The sequence below is a fragment of the Streptomyces sp. NPDC002742 genome (genome assembly GCF_042888885.1).
GTDB lineage: Bacteria > Actinomycetota > Actinomycetes > Streptomycetales > Streptomycetaceae > Streptomyces.
Window position 1 is genome coordinate 1 of record NZ_JBIAQF010000001.1, and the last position, 12,738, is coordinate 12,738.

General features: G+C 71.3%; 10 protein-coding genes. 2 read left to right on the forward strand and 8 right to left on the reverse strand.

Annotation, left to right across the window (positions count from 1 at the left end; translation table 11 throughout):
* Positions 1 to 129: 129 nt before the first annotated feature.
* Complete coding sequence (locus tag ACFYW8_RS00005) at positions 130 to 291, reverse strand: hypothetical protein (protein ID WP_365871811.1); 162 nt, start codon at positions 289 to 291, stop codon at positions 130 to 132.
* Between the two features lie 238 nt (positions 292 to 529).
* Here ACFYW8_RS00005 and ACFYW8_RS00010 point away from each other — a divergent pair, with 238 nt between their 5' ends.
* Entirely contained in the window at positions 530 to 1,210 is a 681-nt protein-coding gene (locus ACFYW8_RS00010; protein ID WP_365871813.1) for a TetR family transcriptional regulator, read from the forward strand.
* A 278-nt stretch (positions 1,211 to 1,488) separates the two neighbouring features.
* Here the strand turns inward: ACFYW8_RS00010 and ACFYW8_RS00015 are convergent, their stop codons facing one another.
* The 7 genes from ACFYW8_RS00015 to rhaI form a co-directional block, all read right to left on the reverse strand.
* The gene (locus ACFYW8_RS00015; protein WP_365871815.1) at positions 1,489 to 2,298 is read right to left on the reverse strand and encodes a hypothetical protein; all 810 of its coding nucleotides are present in this window, start codon (positions 2,296 to 2,298) and stop codon (positions 1,489 to 1,491) included.
* A gap of 334 nt (positions 2,299 to 2,632) precedes the next feature.
* Positions 2,633 to 3,313, reverse strand: coding sequence for a lactate utilization protein C (locus ACFYW8_RS00020; RefSeq protein WP_389064710.1), 681 nt, complete (start codon positions 3,311 to 3,313; stop codon positions 2,633 to 2,635).
* The gene (locus ACFYW8_RS00025) at positions 3,310 to 4,788 is read right to left on the reverse strand and encodes a LutB/LldF family L-lactate oxidation iron-sulfur protein (RefSeq protein ID WP_389064715.1); all 1,479 of its coding nucleotides are present in this window, start codon (positions 4,786 to 4,788) and stop codon (positions 3,310 to 3,312) included. The genes ACFYW8_RS00020 and ACFYW8_RS00025 overlap by 4 nt, the downstream gene beginning before the upstream one ends.
* Positions 4,785 to 5,594: a (Fe-S)-binding protein gene (locus ACFYW8_RS00030; protein ID WP_389064720.1), complete on the reverse strand. Its 810-nt coding sequence runs from the start codon at positions 5,592 to 5,594 to the stop codon at positions 4,785 to 4,787. The genes ACFYW8_RS00025 and ACFYW8_RS00030 overlap by 4 nt, the downstream gene beginning before the upstream one ends.
* A gap of 231 nt (positions 5,595 to 5,825) precedes the next feature.
* The gene (locus tag ACFYW8_RS00035) at positions 5,826 to 7,301 is read right to left on the reverse strand and encodes a rhamnulokinase family protein (RefSeq protein ID WP_389064723.1); all 1,476 of its coding nucleotides are present in this window, start codon (positions 7,299 to 7,301) and stop codon (positions 5,826 to 5,828) included.
* Between the two features lie 5 nt (positions 7,302 to 7,306).
* Positions 7,307 to 9,346 (reverse strand): bifunctional aldolase/short-chain dehydrogenase, encoded by a 2,040-nt coding sequence (locus ACFYW8_RS00040; protein ID WP_389064728.1) that lies wholly within the window; start codon positions 9,344 to 9,346, stop codon positions 7,307 to 7,309.
* Positions 9,347 to 9,601: 255 nt separating this feature from the next.
* The gene (gene rhaI / locus ACFYW8_RS00045; protein WP_389064732.1) at positions 9,602 to 10,762 is read right to left on the reverse strand and encodes an L-rhamnose isomerase; all 1,161 of its coding nucleotides are present in this window, start codon (positions 10,760 to 10,762) and stop codon (positions 9,602 to 9,604) included.
* Positions 10,763 to 11,165: 403 nt separating this feature from the next.
* Between rhaI and ACFYW8_RS00050 the strand changes: the two genes are divergently transcribed.
* The gene (locus ACFYW8_RS00050; RefSeq protein ID WP_365871828.1) at positions 11,166 to 12,683 is read left to right on the forward strand and encodes a sugar ABC transporter ATP-binding protein; all 1,518 of its coding nucleotides are present in this window, start codon (positions 11,166 to 11,168) and stop codon (positions 12,681 to 12,683) included.
* The last annotated feature ends 55 nt before the right edge of the window (positions 12,684 to 12,738 follow it).

Genomic DNA, 12,738 nt, shown 5'->3' on the forward strand with positions numbered 1-12,738 from the left:
GCTGCTTCTCGACGGCGCGCTCCGAGCCGGCGTGGGTCGCTTCCTGGATGCGGCGCTGCAGATCCGCGAGCTTGCCCGCGGTGGTGTGGATGTCGATGTCGTTCATGACGCGTGGTGTGTCCCGTTCGGTCAGAAGGTTTCGAGGGGTGCGTGGACGCCCCGGACGTCGTGCGGGGCGTGGGAGACCTCGCCGCCCGCGGCCCGCGGTTTCAGCGCTTCGCGCATCGGCGGCGGGCTGTTGCCGGTCCCTCCCGCGTCGGCACGGAGGTCGTCGAGTGCCCTGCGGACCACGCCGGAGTCGCGCTCCTCGCGCAGCGGGGCGTTCCCGGGAGACCCGGCTCGGCGCCCGCGTCGAAGCCGTCCAGCGAGGCTCCGCCGCGGTGCGGACGGATCGGCAGGTCGGACTCGCCGCGCGCCATGGAACTCACACTGAACCTCCCTCGGTACTCAATCTCGCCTTGACGGTACCCAGTACCATTCGGGAGGGCAAGTGGCCTCCGGGGGGTGAGACGGGGAAAGATGGGTGATCATGAGCAAGCCATCCGCGCGAAACCGACTCGCGGACGCCGCCTTCGCGCTCTTCGACGAGCGCGGATACGAGCAGACGACCGTCGACGACATCGCCGAACGCGCCGGCCTGGGCCGCACGACGTTCTTCCGGCACTACCGGTCCAAGGACGACGTGATCTTCCCGGACCACGACCGGCTCCTTGACCTGATCAGGGACCGGCTGGCGACGTCGAGTCACAGCACCGCTCTGATCGCGGTCTCCGACGCGGTCCGCCTGGTCCTGCTGCACTACCTGGACGAGGGCGACCTCGCGCGCCGGAGGTACCAGCTCACGAGCAAGGTCGCGGCTCTCCGCGACCGCGAGATCGCCAGCGTGGCGCGCTATCAGCGCCTCTTCCGCGAGTTCATCGCGGACTGGATGGGCGATTCGGCCCAGTCGGCGTCCCTCCGGGCCGAACTCATGTCGGCCGCGGTGGTCGCGGCCCACAACCACGTGCTGCGCCGCTGGCTCCGAGGGGAGACCACGGATCCGGTCGCAGAGGTGGACGAGGCGATGCGTGAGGTGCTCGCTCTCTTTCCGGCGGCCGGTTCGCCGACGACGGGAGTCGGCACCACGGTCGTCGCGTTCCGGACCGGGCAGGACATCGACGCGTTGCTCCCCTCGTTGCGGCGGCTTGTCGAGGGCGGGACCGGGCGCTGAGGCCGCCCCGCTGCGGGAGACGCGATGAGTCGGCGTCCGTGAGGGGTCGTGCCGTGCCCGCACCGGAACGGTCCCGCTGACGCTGACGCTGACGCTGACGTCGCGCGGCAGGGTGCGCCGACCGGAACATCCGACGGCGCGACGGAGCCCGGTCGCAGCTCGCGGTGGGTACTCCGCGAAGTGCGCCGGGCTCGGGTGGTGGTGGAGGAGCGGGACGGCGCCGGGTTCCTCGGTCCAGGTGGAACCTGGGGACGCGGCAGGGAGCCCCGTGTGTCCGCTCAGACGGTTTCCGCGGCCCCGGTCGAGTCGCTCTGGATGTCGCGCCGGGACAGGGCGAGGTAGGCGACGAAGCCGACGATGGCGACGGTCCAGGAAGCGGTGACCGGGCCGAGGCCGAGGGCGAGACCGCCGCGCGCGTGGCTGAGGGCCATCCAGTCGGCGACCGACGCGCCGAGCGGGCGCGTGATGACGTACGCGGTCCAGAAGGCGGCGACCGCGTTCAGGGAACCCCAGCGGTGGGCGATGGCCGGGACCGCGATGGCGACGGCGTACAGGACGGCCGAGCCCAGGTAGCCGAGACCGATGGTGGCGGAGAGGTCGCCGGCCGCGGTGCCGAGGGCGAAGGTGGCGAGAACGGTGGCCCAGTAGAAGATCTCGCGGCGGCGGGTGCGGATGCTGTGGATGGAGAGCGTGCGCTCACTGGCGTACCAGACGGCGAACACGGCGCCCAGCGCGACGAGGAAGAGCGGCGTGGAGATCGCGTACGGGACGCCGAGACCGACATGGAGCACATCCGCGGCCATCGTGCCGAACACGCTGACCATGACGATCGCGGTCCAGTAGATCCAGGCCACATAGCGGCGTACGGCGAACTGGAGCGCGAGCGAGGCCGTGAGGGCCAGCCCGCCGAGCCCCACGGCGGGGATGGGCCCGATCCAATGGGCCAGGAAGTCGGAGGCCGTCTCGCCCATTCCGGTGGTCAGCACCTTGATGATCCAGAAGTACAACGTGACTTCCGGGACCTTGCTCGCCAGGACGGCGGCAGGCGGGATGCTTCGAGAGTGACGGGTGAGGTGCTCGGTGCTCATGACCCGCACAATGACACGGCCCAAAGGCCCTACCACAGAGGTCTTTGCCATCGCTTGGGAGCTTCTGGAGCAGGACTTGCCAGGGGTCGTGACGAGCCTGAACGCAACCTGAACGGTCCGACGGAATGCCTGGTCGACGCCATGATCCCGGTGATACGAAGAGAGGTCGCGCGGTTCGCCGGTGGCGGCGCGACGCCGGGGACCAGGGCCGGCCCGGACGTGTCGCGAGTGTCCCCCGGAACCGATCCTGGCAACCCTTCGCACTCGCCGGCACACGGATGGGCCGACCACCCTCCGACGCCCGCCCGGTGCGATGGACGCGTGACCGCGCCCGTCACTCCCCGCTCACCAGGACCACCTCCAGGGTGCGCGGACCGTGCACCCCCTCGACCCGGTCCAGCTCGATGTCACTGGTGGCCGAGGGGCCGGAGATCCAGGTCAGCGGGCGCGCCGGATCGAGGCGTTCCATGGCCTGCGGTACGGAGGCCACCACCTGGCCGGGAACCCGGACGACGCAGATGTGGTGGTCCGGGATCAGGGTGATGCGGCGGCGGCCCTGGTCCGGGCCGCCGTCGAGGACGATCGTGCCGGTCTCGGCGATGGCGACGGCGCAGCCGGTCACCACGCTCGTCACCTTGTCGAGCTCGCCGGGCGTGCTCACGGCACGGTCGTGGACCCGGGTGGGATCCGCCGCCGACATCCATTCCGGCGGGAGCCCCGGCGGCACGAGCACGTCCTGGGACCCGCGTTCGGCGAGCAGCCGCGTGATGACGTACGGCAGTTCCCCGCCGGTCGTGCGGTGCACGATCGCCCGGTAGTCCGCCAGGTTCTCCGCGAGCAGGTCCACCGTCTCCGCGGCACTCCGCGCACCGTGCTCGCGCAGATACTTCCGGTCGACGGCCTGCTCGTACCGGGGGTCGTTCCCAGGCCGTTCAGGCAATGGGGGAGTGCCGTCCCGGGGTACGTCCGCGAGTGCCCTGCGCACCCGGCCGAGAATCAGGTCCCTGCTGCTCACTTCGTGGTGTCCTTTCCGCCCCGGGTACGCTGCCACCAGTCTCGGAACGACTCCGCCGGGACCGTGGGCAGTTCACGGGTCGCGCTCCAGGCCCGGCCGGGTCCCGGCAGGGTCCGCGGGTGGAAGCGGCGGGTCCGGGACGCCAGCCGCTGTCCGGCGCCCAGTGCGCCGGGGTGGCTGAACGCCCATCGCGCCGCCCGCATCGCCGCCCGCTCGGCGGCGTGCCCCTTGGCCGGCTTCAGCACGACCGTGTTGCCGTCCCGTGTCGCCGGGCCGCCCTGCGCGATCCGTTCCCGCAGGTGGACGAGCACTTCCGGGATGTCGATGGCGACCGGGCAGACCTCGTAGCAGGCGCCGCACAACGTGGAGGCGAACGGCAGCGAGGCGTCGATCTCGCTCGCGGTGCCCCGGAGCTGCGGGCTGAGGATGGCGCCGATCGGGCCCGGGTAGACCGAGCCGTAGGCGTGGCCGCCCGCCCGCTCGTACACCGGGCAGACGTTGAGGCACGCCGAGCAGCGGATGCAGCGCAGCGCCTGGCGTCCGACCTCGTCGGCGAGCGTGTCGGTGCGGCCGTTGTCCAGCAGGACCAGATGGAAGTTCTGGGGGCCGTCCCCGTCCGTCGTGCCCGTCCACATCGAGGTGTACGGGTTCATGCGCTCGGCCGTCGAGGAGCGGGGCAGGGTCTGCAGGAACACCTCCAGGTCCCGCCAGCTCGGCACGATCTTCTCGATGCCGACGACCGAGATCAGGGTCTCGGGGAGCGTCAGGCACATCCGGCCGTTGCCCTCGGACTCGACGACCACGAGGGTGCCGGTCTCGGCGACCATGAAGTTGGCGCCGGAGATGCCGACCTTGGCGCGCAGGAACTTCTCGCGCAGGTGCAGGCGCGCCGCTTCGGCCAGTTCGGCGGGTTTGTCGGTGAGTCCCTCGGGAGCGGCCCGGCCCCACGCGCCCATCTCGCGGACGAAGATGTCCCGGATCTCGCCGCGGTTGCGGTGGATCGCCGGGACGAGGATGTGCGAGGGCCGGTCCTTGCCCAACTGCACGATGAGTTCGGCGAGATCGGTCTCGTACGCGTGGATTCCCGCGGCTTCCAGTGCCTCGTTGAGCCCGATCTCCTGGGTGGCCATCGACTTGACCTTGACGACCTCGCTCTCGCCGGTCATCTTGACCAGCGCCGTGACGATCCGGTTGGCCTCCTCGGCGTCGGCGGCCCAGTGCACGATGCCACCCGCCGCGGTCACCGACTCCTCCAACTGGAGGAGATACCGGTCGAGATGACGGAGCGTGTGGTCCTTGATCCGCTTGCCCGCCTCGCGCAGCTCCGCCCAGTCGGAGAGCTCGGCGACGGCCTTGGCCCGCTTGGTGCGGATGGTGTGGGTGGCGTGCCGCAGATTGCCGCGCAGGGTCGCGTTGTTCACGGCCTCGCGCGCGGCCTTCGGGAAGGCCGGCATACCGACGAAGGTTCCGCTCATGCGCTCGGCTCCTCTTCCGTTTCCGTGCTCGCTTCCGCGCCCACTCCCGTTCCCGCTCGTGTGTCCGCCGTCGTGCTCGCCAGGATCTCCGCGATGTGCACGGGCCGCAGGCCCGTCCTGAGGCGGCCCATCGTGCCGCCGATGTGCATCAGGCACGAGTTGTCCGCGGCACACAGCACCTCGGCGCCCGTCGACTCGGCGTTGCGCACCTTGTCGGCGCCCATCGCCGCGGAGACATCGGGGTTCTTGACGGCGAAGGTGCCGCCGAAGCCGCAGCACTCGTCGGCGCCGGGCAGCTCCCGCAGCTCAAGTCCCCCGACGGCCTGGAGCAGTCGGCGCGGCCGGTCGCCGAGCCCCAGGCCGCGCAGGCCGTGACAGGTGGGGTGATAGGTCACCGTGTGCGGGTAGTACGCCCCGACGTCCGTCACACCGAGGACGTCGACGAGGAACTCGGTGAGCTCGTACGTCTTGGGCACGACCGGCGCCAGCGTCCTGGCCAGGGTGTCGCCGCGCCCCTCCGCGCGGGCCCGTTCACCCATCCGCGGATACAGCTCCCGCACCATCGCCCCGCACGAGCCGGACGGCGTCACGATCGCCTCGTACTCCCCGAAGACCTCGGAGAAACGCCGGGCGAGCGGCTCGGCCTCGTGGCGGTAGCCGGTGTTGTAGTGCGCCTGCCCGCAACAGGTCTGCCCCATCGGGAAATCGACGTCGACACCCAGTCTGGTCAGCAGTTTCACCACGGCGCGGCCGGTGTCCGGATACAGCGTGTCGTTGACACAGGTCAGGAACAGGGCGACACGCATCGCGGCTCCTCGGTCTCGGTCATCGGAATGGGTGCAGGGTACGGGGCGGGAGCGTGGCCGGAGGGGCAGCGCGCGCCCGCCCTGTCCGCGGCGCGCCGCGGAGCGCGTCGCACGATGTGCCGCACGGCGCGTCGCGCAACGGCCACGTCACGGTGTGCGCTCCACTGTGCGCGTTGCATGACGCGCGCTCCACGGTGTGGGTTTCGCGGTGTGGCTTTCACGCCTCGCGTCTCACGATGTGCCCAGCCTCGCCTCGGCCGCGCGCCAAGCCGCCGTGTCGCCCCGCGGCTCGTAGCGGCGGAGCGGCTGGGTGCGCGCCACCAGCGCGCGCATCTCGGCGCGGTCGCCCACCAGCCCGTGCGCCCGCGCCTGGACGAGGACGTTGCCGAGCGCGGCCGCCTCCGCCGGGCCCGCCACGACCGGCAGCCCGCAGGCGTCGGCGGTGAGCCGGCACAGCAGCTCGTTGCGGGTGCCGCCGCCCACGATGTGCACGACGTCGACCGGATGGTCCGCGAGGGACCGCGCCCGCTCGATCGCGCGGCGGTGCGCGAGGGCGAGGGAGTCGAGGATGCAGCGGGTGATCTCGGCGCGGGACTCGGGCACCAGCTGCCCCGAGTTCCGGCAGGCGTCCGCGATCCGCGACGGCATGCGGCCCGGCGCGAGGAACTCCGCGTCGCCCGCGTCCACGACGGAACGCAGCGGCGCCACCTCGGCGGCGGCCGCGAGGAGTTCACCCAGATCGGGGTCGCCCCATTCGCGTACGCATTCCTGGAGCAGCCACAGGCCCATGATGTTGCGCAGATAGCGGACCGTGCCGTCCAGGCCCAGTTCGTTGGTGAAGTTGGCGGCCCGGCTCGCCTCGGTGAGGACGGGAGCGTCCAGCTCCAGGCCCGCGAGGGACCAGGTGCCCGTGCAGATGTACGCGAACCGCTCCCCGGTCGCGGGAACGGCGGCCACCGCCGAGGCGGTGTCGTGCGACCCGACCGTCGTCACCGGCACCGGGCCGGTCATCCCGGTCTCCTCCAGCACGCGCGGCAGCAGCGTTCCGGCCGGGTCACCGGGGCGGCGCAGCGGCGCGAACAGCCCGAGGTCGATGCCGAGTCGCTCCGCGAGACCGTACGACCAGTCACGCGTCCTCGGATCGATCAACTGCGTGGTGGAGGCATTGGTGAGTTCGGTGCCCGGTTCGCCCGTGAGCCAGTACGCCAGCAGATCCGGGATGAGCAACAGACGCTTGGCCGAGGTGAGTCGGGCGGAGGAACGGGCTGCCGTCAGCTGGTAGAGGGTGTTGAAGGGCGCGTACTGCAAACCCGTCGCCGCGTACAGTTCGGCGGCGGGCACGCTCGCCCACACCTTCTCCGCGACACCCTCGGTGCGGGCGTCGCGGTAGTGCACCGGATTGCCGAGCAGTGCTCCGTCCGCGTCCAGCAGCCCGTAGTCCACGGCCCAGCTGTCGATGCCGACGGAGTCGACCTGCCCGGCCGCGCGCAGTCCGTCGATGACCCCCGCGTACAGCGCGAGAATGTCCCAGCGCAGCCCTTCGGGGACCCGGACCGGCCGGTTCGGGAAGCGGTGCGCCTCGGTCAGTTCGAGCGTGTCTCGGCCGACGCGGCCGACCATGACACGCCCGCTGGACGCGCCGAGGTCGACCGCGGCGTAGGTGCGCGCGGAATGGGTGTGCGGGGCAGGGGTGTGCGGGGCGCTCATGGACGTCATCGCAGGAACGCGGCGGCGACGCCGGCGTCGACCGGTACGTGCAGCCCCGTGGTGTGCGTCAGGTCCCCGCCGGTCAGGGCGAACACGGCGTTGGCGACATGCTCCGGGAGCACCTCCCGCTTGAGGATGGTCCGCTGGGCGTAGAACTCGCCGAGCTTCTCCTCCTCGATGCCGTACGTCGCCGCCCGCTGCGCGCCCCAGCCGCCCGCGAAGATGCCCGAGCCGCGCACCACGCCGTCGGGGTTGACGCCGTTGACCCGGATGCCGTGGCCACCCAACTCGGCTGCCAGGAGCCGTACTTGGTGGGCCTGATCGGCCTTGGTCGCGGAGTAGGCGATGTTGTTGGGGCCGGCGAAGACCGCGTTCTTGGACGCGATGTAGACGATGTCGCCCCCCAGTCGCTGCGCGATCATCACCCGGGCCGCCTCGCGCGAGACGAGGAACGAGCCGCGCGCCATGATGTCGTGCTGGAGGTCCCAGTCCTCGGCGGTGGTCTCCAGCAGCGGCTTGGAGATGGAGATGCCCGCGTTGTTGACCACCAGGTCGACTCCGCCGAAGGCGAGTACCGCGGCCTTGAAGGCCGCGGTGATCTGTTCCTCGGAGGTGACGTCCACGGCGACGGCGACGGCCCTGTCGGGACCGCCGAGTTCGGTGGCGACCCGTTCTGCGCCCTCGGCGTTCAGGTCGGCGACCACGACACACGCGCCCTCCGCCACCAGCCGCTCGGCGATGGCCCTGCCGATCCCGCTGCCCGCGCCCGTCACCAGGGCGACCCGGGTGGCGAGCGGCTTGGGCCTCGGCATCCGCTGGAGCTTGGCCTCCTCCAGGGCCCAGTACTCGATGCGGAACTTCTCCGACTCCTCGATCGGCGCGTACGTCGAGACCGCCTCGGCCCCTCGCATCACGTTGATGGCGTTGACGTAGAACTCGCCCGCCACCCGCGCCGTCTGCTTGTCCTTGCCGAAGGAGAACATGCCGACTCCGGGGACCAGCACGATCGCCGGGTCCGCGCCGCGCATCGCGGGGGAGTCGGGCAGCGCGTGCCGCCCGTAGTAGGCCGCGTACTCCACGCGGTACTCGGCGTGCAGTTCTCCGAGCCGGGCGACCGTTTCGTCGAGGGAGGCGGCCGGGGGCAGGTCGAGGACGAGCGGCCTGACCTTGGTGCGCAGGAAGTGGTCCGGGCATGAGGTGCCGAGCGCCGCGAGCCGCGGGTGTTCGGCGCGGGCCAGGAAGTCCAGCACCTCCTCGGAGTCGGTGAAGTGGCCGACCTGCGGGCGGTCCTGGGAGGCGAGGGCCCGGATGTGCGGCGCGAGCGCGGCGGCCCGCTCGCGGCGGTCCTCCGTGGCGAGCGCCTCGTAGCCCTCGACGACCGGTCCGAACGGCTCCGCCTTGCCGCGGTCGGCGAGGAAGGTCTCGGCGGTGCGGATGATGTGCAGCGAGTTGCGCTCGCACTCCTCGGCGCTCGCGCCCCACGCGGTGACGCCGTGGCCGCCCAGGACACAGCCGATCGCTTCCGGGTTGGCCTCCTTGACCGCCGCGATGTCCAGGCCGAGCTGGAATCCGGGCCGGCGCCACGGCACCCAGACCACGCTGTCGCCGAAGCATTCGGCGGTCAGCTTCTCACCGTCGGCCGCGCAGGCGAGCGCGATCCCGGAGTCGGGGTGCAGATGGTCGACGTGCGGGGCGTCGACGAGCCCGTGCATGGCCGTGTCGATCGACGGCGCGGCGCCGCCCTTGCCGTGCAGGCAGTAGTCGAACGCGGCGACCATCTCGTCCTCGCGCTCGACGCCCGGGTACACCTCGGTCATCGCCCGCAGCCGGTCCAGACGCAGCACCGCGAGCCCGGCCTCGGTGAGGGTGCCGAGGTCGCCGCCGGACCCCTTGACCCACATCAGCTCGACGTCACCGCCGGTCACGGGGTCGGTGTCGGTGCCCTTCGCGGAGGTGTTGCCGCCCGCGTAGTTGGTGTTGCGCGGATCGGCGCCGAGCCGGCGCGACCGGGCCAGCAGAGCGGCGGCTTCGGGATGGGGTGCCATGGTCATGGTCCTTAGGGAGAGTGTGTACGTGCACTGGGGAACGAACCCGAGGAGAAGCGCCCCGCCAGGGGCGCGGGGAACCGCGCGACCGGTCACGACGGCTCCCGCAGTCCGCGGATCACCGCGTGGGGCAGACGCGGCACGGAGGGCCGGCCCCGACCGGCCCCGGCCGGGCCCGCCGTGCCGGTCAATCCGGGAACCCCCGATCAGAGAGCCGAGAAACCCCCGGTCGAAGAGCGGGGCCCGGTGAGCGGGCTAAGCCCCCCAGCCTGCCTGGGTGCCCCCGACCCGCTCCGCCGCGATCCGGTCCGCGTAACCGGACCGGTGGTACGCGGCCACCGGGTCGGGGTCGAGCCCCAGCTCGGCACGGACCTCGGCGAGCAGCGGACGCACGTCCGTGTTGTACGCGTCCATGACGACCGCGTTGGCGGCGAGGACGTCCCCGCCCCGCTGGGCCTCGGCGAGCGCGGCGCGGTCGACGAGGAGCGCCTTCGCCGTGGCCTCCTGCACGTTCATCACCGAGCGGATGATCGCGGGGATCTTCGCCTCGATGTTGTGGCACTGGTCGAGCATGAAGGCGACGTCCGGGGTGAAGCCGCCGCCGCGGATCACCTCGTACATGATCCGGAAGAGCTGGAAGGGGTCGGCCGCGCCCACCATCAGGTCGTCGTCGGCGTAGAAGCGGGAGTTGAAGTCGAAGGCGCCGAGCTTGTCCTCGCGCAGCAGCGTGGCGACGATGAACTCGATGTTGGTGCCGGGGGCGTGGTGCCCGGTGTCGACCACGACCTGTGCCTTGGGGCCGAGCTTGAGGCAGTGCGCGTACGCGGTGCCCCAGTCGGGGACGTCCGTCGCGTAGAAGGCGGGCTCGAAGAACTTGTACTCCAGCAGCATCCGCTGGTGGTCGCCGAGCCGTGCGTAGACCTGCGCGAGGGCCTCGGCCAGCCGGTCCTGGCGCTCGCGCAGATCGTCCTGGCCGGGATAGTTCGTCCCGTCGGCGAACCACAGCTTCAGGTCCTTCGAACCCGTCGCGTCCATGATGTCGACGCATTCGAGCAGGTGGTCGACGGCCTTGCGGCGCACCGCCGCGTCCGGGTGGCAGACGGAGCCGAGCCGGTAGTCGTCGTCCTGGAAGGTGTTGGAGTTGATCGCGCCCAGCCTCAGGCCGCGCTCCTCGGCGTGCTTCGCCAGCGCCGCGTAGTCGTCGACCTTGTCCCAGGGGATGTGCAGCGCGACGGTCGGGGCCGCGCCGGTGAACTCGTGGACCTTGGCCGCGTCGTCCAGCTTCTCCTGCGGGGTCCGGGGCACGCCCGGTTGCGCGAACACCTTGAAACGGGTTCCCGAGTTCCCGTACGCCCACGACGGCGTCTCGACGGCCTGGGTCTTGAGCGCGGCCTTCACCGCGGCGAACTCGGTCACTTCGGGACTCCTACGACTTCGAATGGGAACGGCTTCTTCGACGGCTTGCCGAACCGCTTCGCGACGGCCGCGCCCGGCACCTCCCTCGGCAAGCGCGGACGGGCTTGCCGAGGGGCTTCCCGCGTGACTCCCCGAAGGGCTTCCCGCGGTCCTGCTCGCAGGGCTTCTTGAACACAGCGTCTGAAACGATTCAGAAGGTGAAGTTATGAGCCCCCCGAAGGGCTGTCAACCCCTCCGGCGTGGACCGTTCGCCGTGACTCTCTTGTGACACGCGGCCGTCGAAGAATTTCGACACGAACCCATTGACGCGGCCTGGGTGACCTGTCTAACGTCCCGGCAATCCAATTGAAACCTTTCACGACGCTGTGGGAGCCGTCCCGCCGGCGTCGTCGAGGAGCCCCTCATGACCCACCCGTCCGACACGGGACCGACCCCGGTGCTGGCGCTGAAGGACCTCTCCAAGTCCTTCGGTGCCGTACGCGCCCTGCGGGACGTGTCCCTGGAACTGTTCCCCGGCGAGGTGCACGCGCTCGCCGGAGAGAACGGCGCGGGCAAGTCGACCCTCATCAAGACGCTCGCCGGCGTGCACCGACCGGACGCCGGCCAGGTGCTGCTGGACGGCGAACCCACCGTCTTCCACGGCCCCGCCGACGCCCGCGACGCGGGCATCGCGGTGATCTACCAGGAGCCCACGCTCTTCCCCGACCTCTCGATCGCCGAGAACATCTTCATGGGCCGCCAGCCCCGGCGGGCGCTCGGCCGCATCGACCACAAGGCGACCCGCGCGGCGACCGCCGCCCTCATGAAGCGCCTCGGCGTCGAACTCGACCCCGAACGCCCGGCGCGCGGTCTGTCCATCGCCGACCAGCAGATCGTCGAGATCGCCAAGGCGCTCTCCTTCGACGCCCGTGTCCTGATCATGGACGAGCCGACCGCGGCCCTCACCGGCAGCGAGGTGGCCCGACTGTTCGGCGTGGTCCGCACCCTGCGCGAGCAGGGCTCGGCGGTGCTGTTCATCTCGCACCGGCTGGAGGAGATCTTCCAGATCTGCGGGCGCGTCACGACCCTGCGCGACGGGGCCCTGATATCCAGCGAGCCGCTGGAGGGCATGACGGAGGACGACCTGGTCCGCCGGATGGTCGGCCGCGACCTCGACGAGCTCTACCCCAAGCAGGACGTCGAGGCGGGCGAGGTCGCCCTGAGCGTGCGCCGGCTGACCCGGGAGGGCGTCTTCACCGACGTCTCCTTCGACGTCCGGCGCGGCGAGATCGTCGGACTCGCCGGGCTCGTCGGCGCCGGCCGCACGGAGGTCGCGCGGTCCGTGTTCGGCGTGGACCGTTGGGACGCCGGAGAGGTGGAGGTCGACGGCCACGCACTGACGAACGGCGCCCCCTCCACCGCCATGGCCGCCGGGCTCGCCCTCGTCCCCGAGGACCGGCGCGCCCAGGGCCTGGTGATGGGCATGTCCATCGAGCGCAACATCGGCCTGACCGGGCTGCGTACGACGGTCAGGGCAGGCCTCATGGACCGCGGGGCCGAGCGCAGCCGCTCCCTCGACTGGGCGGTCAGGCTCCAGGTGAAGTACGCCCGGATAGCCGACACCGTCTCCACGCTCTCCGGCGGCAACCAGCAGAAGGTCGTCCTCGCCAAATGGCTGGCCACCGGCCCCAAGGTACTGATCGTCGACGAGCCCACCCGCGGCATCGACGTCGGTACCAAGGCCGAAGTGCACCGGCTGCTCAGCGAGTTGGCCGCCGACGGGGTGGCCGTACTGATGATCTCCTCCGATCTGCCCGAGATCCTCGGCATGGCCGACCGCGTGCTCGTCATGCACGAGGGCCGGCTCACCGCCGAGATCCCACGTTCCGAAGCCACCGAGGAATCCGTGATGGCCGCCGCCACCGGGAGGGCCGCCGCATGACAGCCATCGAGAGGGCTGCCCGAATGACCCCGATCATCCCCCGGAGGGCCGCCGC